Origin of the sequence: Pseudomonas sp. NPDC007930 (assembly GCF_042958985.1) — a bacterium.
GTDB lineage: Bacteria > Pseudomonadota > Gammaproteobacteria > Pseudomonadales > Pseudomonadaceae > Aquipseudomonas.
This window is the reverse complement of record NZ_JBIBKC010000003.1, coordinates 94,209-109,444: the sequence shown is the minus strand read 5'-3', so window position 1 is coordinate 109,444 and position 15,236 is coordinate 94,209. Positions and strand designations below refer to the sequence as shown.

At 60.9% G+C, this 15,236-nt stretch carries 14 protein-coding genes; 6 read left to right on the top strand and 8 right to left on the bottom strand.

Annotation, left to right across the window (positions count from 1 at the left end; all coding sequences use genetic code 11):
- Positions 1-352: 352 nt before the first annotated feature.
- The 5 genes from mnmE to rpmH all read right to left on the bottom strand — a co-directional run bounded on the left by mnmE (position 353) and on the right by rpmH (position 4,263).
- On the bottom strand, positions 353-1,717 hold the full coding sequence (gene mnmE, locus ACFZCE_RS07935) for a tRNA uridine-5-carboxymethylaminomethyl(34) synthesis GTPase MnmE (RefSeq protein WP_390937731.1): 1,365 nt from the start codon (positions 1,715-1,717) through the stop codon (positions 353-355).
- Positions 1,718-1,798: 81 nt separating this feature from the next.
- Positions 1,799-3,472, bottom strand: coding sequence for a membrane protein insertase YidC (gene yidC, locus ACFZCE_RS07930; protein WP_390937729.1), 1,674 nt, complete (start codon positions 3,470-3,472; stop codon positions 1,799-1,801).
- A gap of 2 nt (positions 3,473-3,474) precedes the next feature.
- On the bottom strand, positions 3,475-3,720 hold the full coding sequence (yidD, locus tag ACFZCE_RS07925) for a membrane protein insertion efficiency factor YidD (protein ID WP_390937727.1): 246 nt from the start codon (positions 3,718-3,720) through the stop codon (positions 3,475-3,477).
- Positions 3,713-4,114 carry a ribonuclease P protein component gene (gene rnpA, locus ACFZCE_RS07920; RefSeq protein ID WP_390937725.1) on the bottom strand — a complete coding sequence of 134 codons (402 nt, stop codon included), beginning with the start codon at positions 4,112-4,114 and terminating at the stop codon, positions 3,713-3,715. Before rnpA ends, yidD begins: the two co-directional genes overlap by 8 nt.
- Before the next feature lie 14 nt (positions 4,115-4,128).
- A complete protein-coding gene (gene rpmH, locus ACFZCE_RS07915; RefSeq protein WP_043192020.1) occupies positions 4,129-4,263 on the bottom strand; it encodes a 50S ribosomal protein L34 in 135 nt (44 codons plus the stop codon).
- A gap of 558 nt (positions 4,264-4,821) precedes the next feature.
- Between rpmH and dnaA the strand changes: the two genes are divergently transcribed.
- From dnaA to ACFZCE_RS07890, 5 genes are all read left to right on the top strand, one after another.
- Positions 4,822-6,336, top strand: a complete 1,515-nt coding sequence (dnaA, locus tag ACFZCE_RS07910; RefSeq protein WP_390937723.1) for a chromosomal replication initiator protein DnaA — start codon at positions 4,822-4,824, stop codon at positions 6,334-6,336.
- Between the two features lie 39 nt (positions 6,337-6,375).
- Positions 6,376-7,479, top strand: a complete 1,104-nt coding sequence (dnaN, locus tag ACFZCE_RS07905; protein ID WP_390937721.1) for a DNA polymerase III subunit beta — start codon at positions 6,376-6,378, stop codon at positions 7,477-7,479.
- Between the two features lie 12 nt (positions 7,480-7,491).
- A complete protein-coding gene (recF, locus tag ACFZCE_RS07900; protein WP_390937719.1) occupies positions 7,492-8,595 on the top strand; it encodes a DNA replication/repair protein RecF in 1,104 nt (367 codons plus the stop codon).
- A 3-nt stretch (positions 8,596-8,598) separates the two neighbouring features.
- A complete protein-coding gene (gene gyrB / locus ACFZCE_RS07895; protein WP_390937717.1) occupies positions 8,599-11,019 on the top strand; it encodes a DNA topoisomerase (ATP-hydrolyzing) subunit B in 2,421 nt (806 codons plus the stop codon).
- 186 nt (positions 11,020-11,205) lie between these two features.
- Positions 11,206-11,688 (top strand): DUF2938 family protein, encoded by a 483-nt coding sequence (locus ACFZCE_RS07890; protein WP_390937715.1) that lies wholly within the window; start codon positions 11,206-11,208, stop codon positions 11,686-11,688.
- 34 nt (positions 11,689-11,722) lie between these two features.
- Here ACFZCE_RS07890 and bkdR read toward each other — a convergent pair whose 3' ends face one another.
- Positions 11,723-12,211, bottom strand: coding sequence for a Bkd operon transcriptional regulator BkdR (bkdR, locus tag ACFZCE_RS07885; RefSeq protein ID WP_390937713.1), 489 nt, complete (start codon positions 12,209-12,211; stop codon positions 11,723-11,725).
- A gap of 386 nt (positions 12,212-12,597) precedes the next feature.
- Complete coding sequence (locus ACFZCE_RS07880) at positions 12,598-13,614, bottom strand: 1-aminocyclopropane-1-carboxylate deaminase (protein ID WP_390937711.1); 1,017 nt, start codon at positions 13,612-13,614, stop codon at positions 12,598-12,600.
- 139 nt (positions 13,615-13,753) lie between these two features.
- Between ACFZCE_RS07880 and ACFZCE_RS07875 the strand changes: the two genes are divergently transcribed.
- Positions 13,754-14,251, top strand: coding sequence for a winged helix-turn-helix transcriptional regulator (locus ACFZCE_RS07875; protein ID WP_390937709.1), 498 nt, complete (start codon positions 13,754-13,756; stop codon positions 14,249-14,251).
- A 6-nt stretch (positions 14,252-14,257) separates the two neighbouring features.
- Here ACFZCE_RS07875 and ACFZCE_RS07870 read toward each other — a convergent pair whose 3' ends face one another.
- Positions 14,258-15,145, bottom strand: a complete 888-nt coding sequence (locus ACFZCE_RS07870) for a LysR substrate-binding domain-containing protein (protein ID WP_390937707.1) — start codon at positions 15,143-15,145, stop codon at positions 14,258-14,260.
- Positions 15,146-15,236 lie beyond the last annotated feature (91 nt).

Here is a 15,236-nt window from a genome sequence, read left to right as displayed (position 1 = left end):
GACAAAAAGGAAAAAAATGAATAAAAGCTTTATTTTTATGTTTATGTATAGGCAAGGCCTCTTCTGTGGATAAGCCATTCAACCTACTGAATATAAAGCTTTTAATTGAAATTAAACCCTGTTGTTCATCCGCCCTGGGCACTAGGGATAACCGCGTATCACCTGTGCATAAAACGAGAGTTATCCAAGGCTGGGTTTGTCGACAGGGTTATGCCTGGGGTTATCAATAGCCCTCAGCGTGGGTTATCCACATAGCTTATTTCGTGCTGGCGGGGCCATTTCGATCACCAGGGCCAAGCTGCGGGCGAAAAAAAACCGGCCTATGGGCCGGTTTCAATACCGTGCGCTGGGTTTATTTGCCGATGCAGAAGCTGGTGAAGATGCGCCCAAGCAGGTCGTCCGGGGTGAATGCCCCGGTAATTTCACCCAGCGCTTGCTGGGCCAGGCGCAAATCTTCGGCCAACAGCTCGCCGGCGCCGGCCAGGGTCAACTGGCGGTGGCCGTGGTCAAGGCTGCCCTGGGCCCGCCTGAGGGCGTCGAGGTGGCGCCGGCGGGCACTGAAGCCGCCCTCGGCCGTCTGCTGGTAGCCCATGGCCTTCTTCAAGTGCCCACGCAGCAGCTCGAGGCCTTCCGCGCCCTGTGTCGCGCTCAGGGCCAGGGAGGCATGGCCATCAGCGCTTTCAACCAGCGCCACCGCCTCGCCAGACAAGTCTGCTTTGTTCCTGATCAGCGTCACCTTGGCGATGTCTGGTGCCTGTTCGAGGAATTCCGGCCACAGCGCGAAGGGGTCGCTGGCTTCCGGCGCCGTGGCGTCGACCACCAACAGCAAGCGGTCTGCCTCGTTGATGGCCTTGAGCGCGCGTTGTACGCCGATCTGCTCAACCTGGTCCTGGGTGGCGCGTAGGCCCGCGGTGTCGATCACGTGCAGCGGCATGCCGTCGATGTGGATATGTTCGCGGAGGATGTCCCGGGTGGTGCCGGCGATGTCGGTCACGATCGCAGCTTCCTTGCCGGCGAGCAGGTTGAGCAGGCTGGATTTCCCCGCGTTGGGGCGGCCAGCGATGACCACGGTCATGCCCTCGCGCAGCAACGCGCCCTGGTTGGCCTCGGCGAGCACCGCGGCCAGTTGCACCTGCACTGCTTCGAGCTGGCGCAACACGTGGCCATCGGCGAGGAAGTCGATCTCTTCCTCCGGGAAGTCGATCGCGGCTTCAACGTAAATGCGCAGGCTGATCAGTTGCTCGACCAGCGCATGCACGCGCTTGGAAAACTCCCCCTGGAGGGAGCGCAGGGCGTTACGCGCGGCCTGTTCGGAGCTGGCTTCGATCAGGTCGGCAATGGCCTCGGCCTGGGCCAGGTCGAGCTTGTCGTTGAGAAACGCGCGCTCGCTGAATTCCCCTGGGTTGGCCAACCGGCAGCCGCCCGCCACACAGGCCGCCAGCAGCATGTCGAGCACCACCGGGCCACCATGGCCCTGCAGCTCGAGCACGTCTTCGCCGGTGAACGAATGCGGGTTGGGGAAAAACAGCGCCAGCCCTTGGTCGATCTCGCGGCCGTTGGCATCGCGCAGCGGGCCATAGTGCGCGTGGCGTGGCTTCAGCGCCTTGCCGGTCAGGGCCTGGCCCAGCGCCGCGGCCAACGGCCCGGAAACCCGCACGATACCCACGCCGGCCCGGCCCTGGGCGGTGGCGATGGCGACGATGGTGTCCTTGTTCATGGAAAAAACCCGTTCGAGGTACAGATAGCAAAAACGCCCCAGAGGGGCGTTCATGCGGTGCGCATCAGGCTGCGGCGCGAATCAGGCTTCGGCCTTCTTCTTGCTCGCGGCTTCGATGTTGCGGGTAATGACCCACTGCTGAAGGATCGACAGCGTGTTGTTGGTGATCCAGTAAAGCACAAGGCCGGCCGGGAACATCAGGAAGAACACGGTGAAGATGATCGGCATCAGCTTCATCACTTTGGCCTGCATCGGATCCGGCGGCGCCGGGTTCAGGCGCTGCTGGATGAACATGGTGGCGCCCATGATGATCGGCAGGATGAAGAATGGGTCTTTGATCGACAGGTCGGTGATCCAGAACATCCACGGCGTCTGGCGCATTTCGACGCTTTCGAGCAGCACCCAGTACAAGGCCAGGAACACCGGCATCTGCACCACGATCGGCAGGCAGCCACCGAGCGGGTTGATGCGTTCCTTCTTGTACAGCTCCATCATCGCTTGAGACATCTTCTGGCGGTCGTCGCCGAATTGCTCTTTCAGCGCGGCCAGGCGTGGTGCCACGGCGCGCATGCGGGCCATCGAGCGGTAGCTGGCGGCCGACAGCGGGAAGAACAGCAGCTTGATCAGGATGGTCAGGCAGATGATCGACCAGCCCCAGTTACCCAGCAGCGCGTGGATGTGCTTGAGCAGCCAGAAGATCGGTTGGGCAATGAACCACAGGAAGCCGTAGTCGACGGTCAGTTCCAGGCCTGGCGACAGCGCCTTGAGCTTGTCCTGGATTTTCGGGCCGGCGTACAGGGTGACCTGGGTTTCGACCTTGGCGCCCGGAGCGGCGGTCAGGGTAGAGCCGGTGAAACCGACGATGTAGTTACCCTGGCTGTCTTTGCGGGTGCTGACGTTGTTGCTGTCTTGCGCGCTCGGGATCCAGGCGGTCACGAAGTAGTGCTGCAGCCAGGCGACCCAGCCACCTTGCACGGTTTCCTTGAAGCTGCCTTTGTCGATGTCCTTCATCGCCACTTTCTTGTAGGGCTCTGAAGGTGTCCACAGGGCGGCGCCCAGGTAGGTGGCAGTGCTGGTCGCGGTGCTGGCGGACGGGTCCGAGCTGGCATCGCGCTTGAGCTGGGCGAACAGGTTGCCGGTCCACGGCTGCGCGCTCTGGTTATCCACAAGGTAGGACACGACCAAGTCGTATTCACCACGGGCCAGGGTGAAGCGCTTGATGTAGTTCACGCCGGCGGCGCTGTACTTCATGTCGACGACGAGCTTGTCCTGGCCGTCAGCCAGTTTGTAGCTTTTGCTGTCGGTGCTGTACAGCGGGCGGCTGGCCTGGCCATCCGGGCCGTTGGCGCCGACCAGGCCGCTCTGGCCTACGTACAGGCGCTCGCCACCGTTGTCGAACAGCTGGAACGGCACATCCGGGCGGCCTTGCTGGCGTGGGTATTCCGGCAGGGTCAGTTGAACGATGTCACCACCCTTCGGGTCGATCGCCAGGTCCAGAACGTCGGTGCGGATGTGGATAAGTTCACTGCTGGCAGCGACCGGCGCGGTGGTTTGCGCGGGTTGTGCGCCGCTCGGCAGGTCTGAAACCGTGGCGTTGTCCGTCGGTGCCTGCGGCACATCGGAGGGCACGGGTGCCTGGTTAGCCGTCGGGTTGTTCGGCATGGGGGCCTGGCCGTAGTCCTGGTTCCACTTCAGGACCATGGTATAGGCCACGACTGCCAGGGCGACCATCAGGATCGTGCGTTTAATATCCATGATTACTCGGCTATCGAAGAAGTACGAGATGAAGAAAGCGGGGGGACGAGATCGACACCGCCTGGATGCCAGGGGTGGCAGCGGCACAGGCGCCGGGTTGTCAGCCAGCCGCCACGCAACACGCCATGCCGTTCGATGGCCTCGAGCGCGTAACTGGAACAACTGGGGTAGAAACGACAGTGGCTAGCCATCAGGGGGCTAATGGCATAACGGTAAAACTGGATCGGAAGCAGGACCAGTTTACGCATCTTGACTCTGCAGCCCCTTGGGTTCGGTATCGACCGCTACGGTGGGTCGCAATCTGGATAAGCGTTTCCAGAGTTTGCTGAAGTGCTGTTGCAGCTCAGGGTTGTCTGTATCGCCAAGGCCTTTGCGAGCCACGATGACAATGTCCCAGCCAGCCAACTGCTGTTGGTGATGGCGGAACGACTCGCGAATCACACGCTTGAGGCGGTTGCGCTCAACGGAAAGCTTGACGCTTTTCTTCCCGATCACGAAGCCCAGGCGCGGATGTTCGAGCTGGTTGTCTCGAGCAAGGATCAGCAGGTTTTTCCCTGGAACCTTGCCGGTCGGGGAGTCAAAGACTGCCTTGAACTGACGGGGTAGCAGTAAGCGCTTTTCCCGGCTGAAGTCCTGACTCACCTACCTATGCCGGATCAGACGGCCAGACGCTTGCGGCCTTTGGCGCGGCGGCGCGACAGAACGGTGCGGCCGTTCTTGGTAGCCATGCGTGCACGGAAACCGTGGGTGCGGGCGCGCTTGATGGTGCTGGGTTGGAAAGTGCGTTTCATTGGAAGTTACCTGGTTCGTCAACCAGGGCCGGGATGGCCCCTGTTTTTAAGAGACCGGCGATTCTAGAGAAACCCTGCCCGTAGGTCAATTTCCGACCAGTGTTTCCTTCAACCCTGTATGACCGGTGGTCGGGAGGCTGCACGGGCATTCATAGACAAGAGAAGGGCAGATAAAAAGCTCTTTGGTTTCTTTTAATACGTATATACAGGCCATTTTCTGTGGATAAAACGCTGCAGGCTGCGTAGAGTTTGGTTTTGAGCGCTGCCAAAAGGTTGTCCACAAGCGCTGTATGGGGTGTGCGGCGGCTGGCAGAAACCTGTTGATGAAAGCGGTGTTTATCCACAGCTGGTTTATCCACAGAGTTCAGGTGTGGGTTGTCCATAAGGCTTAGGCGGGGTTATGCACAGAGCTTATGCTCAGCGTCACCCACCTGATTTTGTTGAAAAAAATCCCGCAGGCCGGCGCCAGGGGCCGGCATTTTGTGGATAAGTAAGCCAATGCCCGGTACAATGGCGGTCGTTTTGGCCGGCCATGCGCTTTCATTTCAGGGGATATCCGTGTCAGTGCAAATCTGGCAGCAGTGCGTTGAATTGCTTCGCGAAGAACTGCCTGCCCAATTGTTCAATACCTGGATACGCCCTCTTCAGGCGGAAGCCGAAGGCGAGGAGTTGCGTATCTACGCGCCGAATCGCTTCGTGCTCGACTGGGTCAACGAAAAGTATCTGGGCCGTTTGCTCGAGCTGATGGCCGAGCACGGTGATGGCGTAGCGCCGGCGTTGTCGCTGCTGATCGGCAGCCGCCGCAGTGCCGCGCCGCGCGCGGCCATTAATGCACCCGCGGCCACCGCGCCCGCGCAGGCCGAGCCTGTGCAGGCCGCGGCGCCGGCGGTGGCACCGGCCGCCAGTGCCGCTCCGGTGCCCCCTGCCTCGATCCTGGCGGAAGTCGCCGCTGAAGACACCGCGCCCGCCGACACTGATGGCTATGACAGCGCCCCGGCCGGCAAAGGCCGCACCGAGCAGCGCAATGTGCAGGTCGAAGGCGCGCTCAAGCACACCAGCTACCTGAACCGTACCTTTACCTTCGAGAACTTCGTTGAGGGTAAGTCGAACCAGTTGGCCCGCGCCGCGGCCTGGCAGGTGGCAGACAACCCCAAGCACGGCTACAACCCGTTGTTCCTTTATGGCGGCGTCGGCTTGGGTAAAACCCACTTGATGCATGCTGTGGGTAACCACCTGTTGAAGAAAAACCCGAATGCCAAGGTGGTGTACCTGCATTCCGAGCGTTTCGTCGCAGACATGGTCAAGGCCCTGCAACTCAACGCCATCAACGAATTCAAGCGCTTCTACCGCTCGGTCGACGCGCTGCTGATCGACGACATTCAATTCTTCGCGCGCAAGGAGCGCTCGCAAGAAGAGTTTTTCCACACCTTCAACGCCTTGCTCGAGGGCGGCCAGCAGGTGATCCTCACCAGCGACCGTTACCCCAAGGAAATCGAAGGCCTGGAAGAACGCCTCAAATCGCGCTTCGGCTGGGGGCTGACGGTGGCCGTGGAGCCGCCTGAGCTGGAAACCCGGGTGGCGATCCTGATGAAAAAGGCCGACCAGGCGAAGGTCGAGTTGCCCCACGATGCCGCGTTCTTCATTGCCCAGCGGATCCGCTCCAACGTGCGTGAGCTCGAGGGCGCGCTGAAACGCGTGATCGCTCACTCGCACTTCATGGGCCGTGACATCACCATCGAGCTGATCCGCGAATCGCTCAAAGATTTGCTCGCGCTGCAGGATAAACTCGTCAGCGTCGACAATATTCAGCGTACTGTCGCTGAGTATTACAAAATCAAGATCTCCGACCTGTTGTCCAAACGCCGTTCGCGTTCGGTGGCCAGGCCTCGGCAGGTGGCGATGGCGTTGTCCAAAGAGCTGACCAACCACAGCCTGCCGGAAATCGGCGACGTGTTTGGCGGCCGCGATCACACCACCGTGTTGCACGCCTGCCGCAAGATCAACGAATTGAAAGAGTCGGACGCGGACATCCGCGAAGACTACAAAAATTTGCTCAGGACCCTCACCACATGATGTCCGTTCAGGCAGCTATCTAAGGCAAAGGACTAGACCATGCATTTCACCATTCAACGCGAAGCCCTGTTGAAACCGCTGCAACTGGTCGCGGGCGTTGTTGAGCGCCGCCAGACTTTGCCGGTGCTTTCAAACGTTCTGTTGATTGTCGAGGGCCAGCAACTGTCCTTGACCGGTACCGACCTTGAGGTCGAACTGGTGGGGCGTGTGCAGCTCGAAGACGCCGCCGAACCCGGTGAGATCACCGTGCCGGCGCGCAAGCTGATGGACATCTGCAAAAGCCTGCCGGCCGATGCATTGATCGACGTGAAGCTCGACGAGCAGAAGCTGGTGGTCAAGGCTGGCCGCAGCCGCTTCACCTTGTCCACCCTGCCCGCCAACGACTTCCCCGCTGTCGAGCAAGGCCCGGGGTCGCTGACCTGCACCCTCGAACAAAGCCGGCTGCGCCGCTTGATCGACCGTACCGGTTTCGCCATGGCCCAGCAGGATGTGCGTTACTACCTTAATGGCATGCTGCTGGAAGTCGACGCCAACGTGATCCGCGCGGTAGCCACCGATGGCCACCGCCTGGCGATGTGTTCGATGGACGCGCAGATCGGCCAGGCCGATCGCCATCAGGTGATCGTGCCGCGCAAGGGCATCCTTGAACTGGCGCGCCTGCTCACCGAGCCAGACGGCCAGGTCAGCATCGTGCTGGGGCAACATCACATCCGCGCCACCACCGGTGAATTCACCTTCACCTCCAAGCTGGTCGACGGTAAGTTCCCGGACTACCAACGCGTACTGCCCAAGGGCGGGGACAAGTTGGTAGTAGGCGACCGCCAGGCGCTGCGCGAAGCGTTCAGCCGTACCGCGATCCTCTCCAATGAAAAGTACCGTGGCATCCGCCTGCTGCTGGCCGCGGGGCAACTGAAGATCCAGGCCAACAACCCGGAACAGGAAGAAGCCGAAGAAGAAATCAGCGTCGACTACAACGGTGCTGGCCTGGAGATTGGCTTCAACGTCAGCTACCTGCTCGACGTGCTGGGCGTAATGGGCACCGAGCAGGTTCGCCTGGTGCTCTCGGATTCCAACAGCAGTGCGCTGTTGCAAGAAGCTGGCAACGACGACTCTGCTTACGTCGTTATGCCAATGCGCCTGTGATCTAGCCCCCTAATGGCCCTTGGTCGCATCACCGTCACCGCGGTGCGCAATCTGCACCCGGTGACGCTTCACCCCTCCCCTCGTATCAACATCCTTTACGGCGAAAACGGTAGCGGCAAAACCAGCGTGCTCGAGGCCCTGCACATCCTCGGCCTGGCCCGCTCGTTCCGCAGCGCCCGCCTGCAGCCGGTGATCCAGCATGAGCAGCCCACCTGCACCGTATTCGGCCAAGTCGACTTGGGCGAAGGGCGCCTCTGCAACCTGGGTGTTTCACGCGAGCGGCAAGGGGACTTCACCATTCGCATCGACGGGCAGAATGCGAAAAGCACTGCCCAGCTTGCCGAGATCCTGCCCCTTCAGCTGATCAACCCAGACAGCTTCAGGTTGCTCGAAGGCGCACCGAAGGTTCGCCGGCAGTTTCTCGATTGGGGAGTGTTCCACGTGGAACCTCGTTTTCTCCCCACTTGGCAGCGCCTGCAGAAAGCGCTGAAGCAGCGAAACTCGTGGCTGCGCCATGGTACACTGGACCCCATTTCCCAAGCGGCCTGGGACCGCGAGTTGTGTCTTGCCAGCGATCAGATCGACGAATTTCGGCGCCAATACATCAAAGCGCTGAAGCCGGTGTTCGAGCAGGTGCTGCAAGAGTTGGTGCAACTCGATGGGTTGGCGCTGAGCTACTACCGAGGTTGGGATAAAGATCGCCCCCTCGCCGAAGTACTCGCCTCCTCTCTCGCCCGGGACCAGCAAGTTGGGCATACGCATGCTGGGCCCCAGCGCGCGGATTTACGTTTGAAGATCGGCACCCACAACGCGGCGGATATTTTGTCCCGCGGCCAGCAGAAACTGGTGGTATGTGCGTTGCGGATTGCGCAAGGCCATTTGGTTAGCCAAGTGAGGCGTGGCCAGTGTGTGTACCTGGTCGACGACCTGCCTTCCGAACTGGACGAGCGCCATCGGAAGGGGCTTTGCCGTTTGTTGGAAGATTTGAAGTGTCAGGTGTTTATCACCTGCGTACATCATGAATTGTTGAGCAGCGATTGGCAGGCGGATACGCCGGTGGCGATGTTCCACGTGGAACATGGCCACATCAACCAAGCGCTCGACCGTCGGGAGTAAGGCATGAGCGAAAACCAAACGTACGATTCCTCGAGTATTAAAGTACTCAAGGGCCTTGATGCCGTGCGTAAACGCCCGGGCATGTACATCGGCGATACCGATGACGGCACCGGGTTGCACCACATGGTGTTCGAAGTGGTGGATAACTCCATTGACGAAGCGTTGGCAGGGCACTGCGACGAGATCACGGTAATCATCCACACCGACGAATCGATCTCGGTCCGCGACAACGGCCGCGGCATCCCTGTCGACATCCATAAAGAAGAAGGCGTTTCGGCGGCGGAGGTCATCATGACCGTGCTGCACGCCGGCGGTAAGTTCGACGACAACTCCTACAAGGTTTCGGGTGGCTTGCACGGTGTGGGCGTATCCGTGGTTAACGCCTTGTCGGAATCGCTGCGGCTGACCGTTCGCCGCGCCGGAAAGATCTGGGAACAGCACTACGTGCACGGCGTGCCGCAAACGCCGATCCAGGCCGTGGGGGAAAGCGAAACCACGGGTACCGAGATCCACTTCAAGCCGTCTGCCGAGACCTTCAAGAACATCCACTTCAGCTGGGACATCCTCGCCAAGCGTATTCGCGAACTGTCGTTCCTGAACTCCGGTGTGGGCATCGTGCTGAAAGACGAGCGCTCGGGTAAGGAAGAAGAATTCCGCTACGAGGGTGGCCTGCGTGCGTTCGTGGAATACCTCAACACCAACAAGACCTCAGTGAACCAGCAGGTTTTCCACTTCAACGTTCAACGTGACGATGGCGTGGGTGTCGAGATTGCACTGCAGTGGAACGACGGCTTCAACGAGAACCTGCTGTGCTTCACCAACAACATCCCTCAGCGCGATGGCGGTACTCACCTGGTGGGCTTCCGCTCGGCACTGACCCGCAACTTGAACAACTACATCGAGCAGGAAGGCCTGGCCAAGAAGAACAAGGTCGCGACCACCGGTGACGACGCCCGGGAAGGCCTGACCGCGATCATTTCGGTGAAGGTGCCAGACCCTAAATTCAGCTCGCAGACCAAAGACAAGCTGGTGTCGTCTGAGGTGAAAACCGCGGTCGAGCAAGAGATGGGCAAGTACTTCTCGGACTTCTTGCTGGAAAACCCGAACGAAGCCAAGGCCGTGGTCGGCAAGATGATCGACGCCGCCCGTGCCCGTGAAGCCGCCCGTAAAGCCCGTGAGATGACCCGCCGCAAAGGCGCGCTGGACATCGCCGGCCTGCCGGGCAAACTGGCGGACTGCCAAGAGAAGGACCCTGCCCTCTCCGAACTGTACCTGGTGGAGGGTGACTCCGCCGGTGGTTCGGCCAAGCAAGGCCGTAACCGTAAAACCCAGGCGATCCTGCCGCTGAAGGGCAAGATCCTCAACGTCGAGAAAGCACGCTTCGACAAGATGATCTCGTCCCAGGAAGTGGGCACGTTGATTACCGCCCTGGGCTGCGGTATTGGCCGCGAAGAGTACAACATCGACAAGCTGCGTTATCACAACATCATCATCATGACCGATGCTGACGTTGACGGCTCGCACATCCGTACCCTGCTGCTGACGTTCTTCTTCCGCCAGTTGCCAGAGCTGGTCGAGCGTGGCTATGTGTATATCGCCCAGCCACCGCTGTACAAGGTGAAAAAGGGTAAGCAAGAGCAGTACATCAAAGACGACGACGCCATGGAAGACTACATGACGCAGTCGGCCCTGGAAGACGCCAGCCTGCACCTGAACGAGTCCGCACCCGGCATCGGTGGCGAGCAGTTGGAGCGGTTGGTGAATGACTTCCGCACGGTGATGAAGACCCTCAAGCGTGTGTCCCGCCTGTACCCACAGGAAATCACCGAGCACTTCGTGTACCTGCCGGCGGTTGCCGTCGAGCAGTTGGGCGACCAGGCCTACATGAACCAGTGGCTGGAAAAATTCACCGCCCGCCTGGCGCGCGCGGAGAAATCCGGCCTGGTGTACAAGGCCACCCTGCGTGAAGACCGCGAGCGCAACATCTGGCTGCCTGAGGTGGAAACCACCTCTCACGGGCTGTCGAGCTACGTCACCTTCAACCGCGATTTCTTCTCCAGCAACGACTACAAAACCGTTACTGCGCTGGGCGCGCAGTTGGCGAGCCTGCTGGACGAAGGTGCCTACGTACAACGTGGCGAGCGTAAAAAGCCGGTGACAGAGTTCAAGGAAGCCCTAGACTGGCTGATGACCGAGAGCACCAAACGCCACAGCATCCAGCGCTACAAAGGGCTGGGCGAGATGAACCCGGACCAACTGTGGGAAACCACCATGGACCCGAACACCCGCCGCATGCTGAAGGTCACCATCGAAGACGCGATCGCCGCGGATCAAATCTTCAACACGCTGATGGGCGACGCGGTCGAACCGCGCCGTGACTTCATCGAAAGCAACGCCTTGGCGGTGTCTAACCTGGACTTCTGATTCAGGCACGCTGCAACCAAAACCCCGGCCTTATCCGCCGGGGTTTTTCATTTTTAGGCTGTGCATAAAAAGCGTTGCCCTGCCCTGCTGGGTTTGGCAATGATGGAGGGGCTACTGGCCCTTCGCCCGGCACCGAGGCCTCCCACAGGGCTGGTAGCCCTACAACAAACGCCATGAGGGCAACACGTGTTCGACTTCCTGTTCAGCGCAATTGTGATCGGTGCCGGTGGCACCGCCCTGCTCGATGTGTGGAACCTGGTGCTGCACCGCACCCGGGGCTTGCCGCTGCCGCCGTGGCACTTGGTGGGCCGCTGGTTCGCTGGCATGCGCCGGGGCGTGTTCGTGCACACCCGCGGGATTAGCCAGTCTCCACCTGTGGATAACGAACTCAGGATCGGTTGGGTGATGCATTACGTGGTCGGCATTGTGTTCGCCATGGCCCTGTTGCTGCTGTGGGGCACCCATTGGGCCCACGCGCCGCGTTTCTTCCCGGCCTTGGTGGTGGGTTTGGTCACGGTGGGCGCTGGCTGGTTCATTCTGCAGCCGGGGATGGGTGTAGGTATCGCCTGCTCGCGGGCGGCTAACCCGGCACAGGCGCGTTGGCTGAATGTGGCGGGGCATGTGGTGTTTGCGCTGGGGATGTATTTGAGCGCTAAAGTCTTCCTCTAGGCCACACCGCAAACCCTAGGGGCGGCTGCAGCCCCTAGCCCGGCACATTGAGGCCGTTGGCCGGCAACGGCAACGCGGTTTTATAGCGCACCTGCTTGAGCGCAAAGCTCGAGCGAATGTTGGCCACGCCTGGGAAGCGCGTCAGGTGGTCCATGATGAAGCGCTCCAGGGCCTGGATGTCTGGCACCAGTACGCGAATGAGAAAATCCGCGTCGCCGCTCATCAAGTAGCACTCCATGACCTCGTCACGCTGGGCGATCGCTTGTTCGAAGCGTGCGATGGCGTCTTCTACCTGTTTTTCCAGGCTGACGTGAATGAATACGTTCACGTGCAACCCGAGCATTTCTGGTGCGAGCAGCGTGACCTGTTGGCGGATCAGGCCGAGCTCTTCCATCGCTTTGACCCGGTTGAAGCAGGGGGTGGGCGACAGGTTGACCGACCGCGCCAGCTCGGCGTTGGTGATCCGCGCGTTGTCCTGCAGGGCGTTGAGAATGCCGATGTCAGTGCGGTCCAGTTTTCGCATAGGTGCTCCGTGAACTGGCACGCCTTTGGCTTTGTGTAGTCATGGTACTGCCGCCAGAGTGGCCTATAGTTGTTTAAGAGCGATTCTACGCTGTTTTCCAGTACCAGGGCGCCCCCGCGCCCTTGAAATGCCGTGTAGAGGCTTACAGGGCGTTACAGCGCACCGGCGCCCGCGTGCGATTGGTAATCCACAACCCTTGCAGAGCGTTGGCGCTGGGCGTCGCACCCGCGGCGTCACACCAGAACAGTGCATTCTGGCGATATTTTGACCAGCAGCCAGCTACTGTTTGGCAATAAAAATAGGACGTGGTACGTACCACGTCCCATTTTAGGGTCAGGCTCTGGAACAGATTGCCAAAACCTGCGAAAAACAGCGCTCAGGCGCCCTCAGCCATTGCGGAAAATATAGCTATAAGCGCTGAGTGCTGGGGCCCCGCCCAAATGTGCATAGAGCACACGAGAGCCTTTGGGGAATTCTCCACGGCGCACCATGTCGATCATCCCGTGCATCGACTTACCTTCATAAACCGGGTCAGTCAGTACACCTTCAGTACGCGCGCACAGGCGTATGGCCTCCAAGGTGCCTTCGTTGGGCAACCCGTACTCCGGGGCGGCATAGCGGGTGTCGAGCACGACGTCTCCGGCTTCAATCGTTGTACCCAGGTCTACCAGCTCAGCGGTGTGGCGGGCGATACGCAAAATCTGCGCGTGGGTTTTTTCCGGTTTGGCCGAGGCGTCGATACCGATCACCCGGCGCTGCCGGCCGTCTGCCGCAAAGCCCACCACCATGCCCGCTTGGGTACTGCCAGTGACCGAGCACACCACGATGTAATCGAAGGTGAAGCCCAGTTCGGCCTCCTGCGCCCGCACTTCCTCGGCAAAGCCGACGAAGCCCAGGCCGCCGTAGGGGTGCTCGGAGCACCCCGCGGGGATCGGGAAGGGCTTGCCGCCGGCAGCTTTTACGTCGGCCATGGCCTGCTCCCAGCTAGGCCGGATGCCAATGTCGAAGCCGGCAGCGTCCAGCCGCACGTCAGCGCCCATGATCCGCGACAGCTCGATGTTGCCGACCCGGTCGTACACCGCGTCGGCATAGTTCACCCAGTGTTCCTGCACCAGCACGCATTTCATCCCCAGGTGCGCGGCCACTGCGGCCACCTGGCGGGTCTGGTTCGACTGCACGCCGCCGATCGACACGAGCGTATCGGCGCCCTGCGCCAGTGCCTCGGGGATCAGGTATTCCAGCTTGCGGGTTTTATTGCCGCCGAAGGCCAGGCCGCTGTTGCAGTCCTCACGCTTGGCGTACAGCTCCACCTCGCCGCCAAGGGCTTCGCTCAGGCGCTTGAGCGGGGTAATGGGGCTCGGCCCGAACGTCAGGGGGTAGCGGGGGTACTTTTTGAGGTTCATCGTTACGCTCCACAGGTGAATTGGCCTGTGGATAGCTTATGAATTCGGCAGTTTTTTGTGGTTGCAAACTTAAGGCATTTGAAGAAACCATAAGCCGAACAGAACCGAACAATCGGCGGTTTATTAGGTAAAAGGCGCCATGAACGAAATAAAAGAAAGCGCTACGGCGACCAGTAAGCTCACCCTGGACCGCACCGATCGGGCCATTCTCAAGCGGCTTCAACACGATGCGTCGCTGGCCAACGTGGCCTTGGCCGAGCACGTGAACCTCAGCCCGCCGGCCTGCCTGCGGCGGGTCGAGCGGCTGCGCCAGGCGGGGTACATCCGTGGCACCGTGGCGTTGCTCGACCCCGAATTGCTCGACGTGGGTATGGTGGTGCTGATCGGCGTGGTGCTCGACCGCTCCACGCCGGATTCCTTCTCGGCCTTCGAGGCCGCTGCGCGGCGGGTGTCCGGGTGTATGGAGCTGCATGTGATCACCGGCGAGTTCGACTACTTCATGCTGGTGCGCACGCGCGACAACCAAAGCTTCAACCGCCTGCACGCCGAACAGCTGCTGTACCTGCCGGGGGTGCGGCAGATCCGTTCATTCATCGGCCTGCGCCAGGTGTTGTCGAGCACCCTGCTGCCGCTGTAAGGGCCGTCAGGGCGCCATCAGCTCGCCCTGCCCTTCGTTGCACAGCTCTAGCAGGAAGTCCCACACCACCCGCAGCCGCACCGAGCGCTGCAGCTCCCGGCGGCAGCTGATCCAGTAGCTGCGCTGGATGGTTTCCGACGGCAGCAGGCGGCGCAGGGCGGGATCGTGGCGGGCCATGTAGATGGGCAGCACGGCGATGCCCAGCCCGGCGCGGGCGGCAATTTGTTGGGCCATCACGCTGGTGCTGCGGTACACCACGTTGGGCGAGCGGCAAAAACCGTCGAGAAACAGCAGCTCCTGGCTGAACAGCAGGTCATCCACGTAGCCGATCCAGGCATGCTGGTTGAGGTCTTCACGGCTGTTCAGCGGCGCCGCCTGTTCCAGGTAGGCCGGGCTGGCGTACAGCGCCAGGCGGTAGTCGGTGAGTTTGCGGCTGATCAGCAGGTCTGCCTGGGGGCGCTCCAGCTGGATGCTGATCTCTACCTCACGGTTGAGGATGCTGACGAACCGCGGCACCGCCACCAGCTCGATCTCCAGCCCCGGGCAGCGCGCCAGCAGCAGCCCCATGCGTTGGGTCAAGAACGCCACGCCGAGGCCCTCGGTCACGCCCAGGCGTACCTTGCCCAGCGGGGTGATGTTCTGCGTCACCGCCTCCTGGGCCAGCAGGGCGGCGTTTTCCATGGCCTCGGCGTGCTTGACCAGCGCATGCCCAGCCGGGGTGAGTTCGTAACCCTGGGCATGCTGCACGAACAAGGTGGTGCCGAGTTCACGCTCGATGCTTTCGATATGCCGCGCCACCGTGGTGTGGGTGGTGCCCAGGCGCTGTGCAGCGGTGAGCAGCCGGCCGCTGCGTTGCAGCTCGAGAAAAAAACGCAGGTCGTTCCAGTCGAACATCGCCCAGCTCTCCATGGCAGCCGTACAGGGGTGTGCAAAATCGCACACGTAGTGGGCAAAAACTATCGTAGGCAAATCGGTTTCTATCAAT

Bases quoted from the DNA above. Each gene is read 5' to 3' on its own strand.
- mnmE (WP_390937731.1), bottom strand. From the start codon at position 1,717: ATGAACAAGGACACCATCGTCGCCATCGCCACCGCCCAGGGCCGGGCC.
- yidC (WP_390937729.1), bottom strand. From the start codon at position 3,472: ATGGATATTAAACGCACGATCCTGATGGTCGCCCTGGCAGTCGTGGCC.
- yidD (WP_390937727.1), bottom strand. From the start codon at position 3,720: ATGCGTAAACTGGTCCTGCTTCCGATCCAGTTTTACCGTTATGCCATT.
- rpmH (WP_043192020.1), bottom strand. From the start codon at position 4,263: ATGAAACGCACTTTCCAACCCAGCACCATCAAGCGCGCCCGCACCCAC.
- dnaN (WP_390937721.1), top strand. From the start codon at position 6,376: ATGCATTTCACCATTCAACGCGAAGCCCTGTTGAAACCGCTGCAACTG.
- recF (WP_390937719.1), top strand. From the start codon at position 7,492: ATGGCCCTTGGTCGCATCACCGTCACCGCGGTGCGCAATCTGCACCCG.
- gyrB (WP_390937717.1), top strand. From the start codon at position 8,599: ATGAGCGAAAACCAAACGTACGATTCCTCGAGTATTAAAGTACTCAAG.
- bkdR (WP_390937713.1), bottom strand. From the start codon at position 12,211: ATGCGAAAACTGGACCGCACTGACATCGGCATTCTCAACGCCCTGCAG.
- ACFZCE_RS07880 (WP_390937711.1), bottom strand. From the start codon at position 13,614: ATGAACCTCAAAAAGTACCCCCGCTACCCCCTGACGTTCGGGCCGAGC.
- ACFZCE_RS07875 (WP_390937709.1), top strand. From the start codon at position 13,754: ATGAACGAAATAAAAGAAAGCGCTACGGCGACCAGTAAGCTCACCCTG.
- ACFZCE_RS07870 (WP_390937707.1), bottom strand. From the start codon at position 15,145: ATGTTCGACTGGAACGACCTGCGTTTTTTTCTCGAGCTGCAACGCAGC.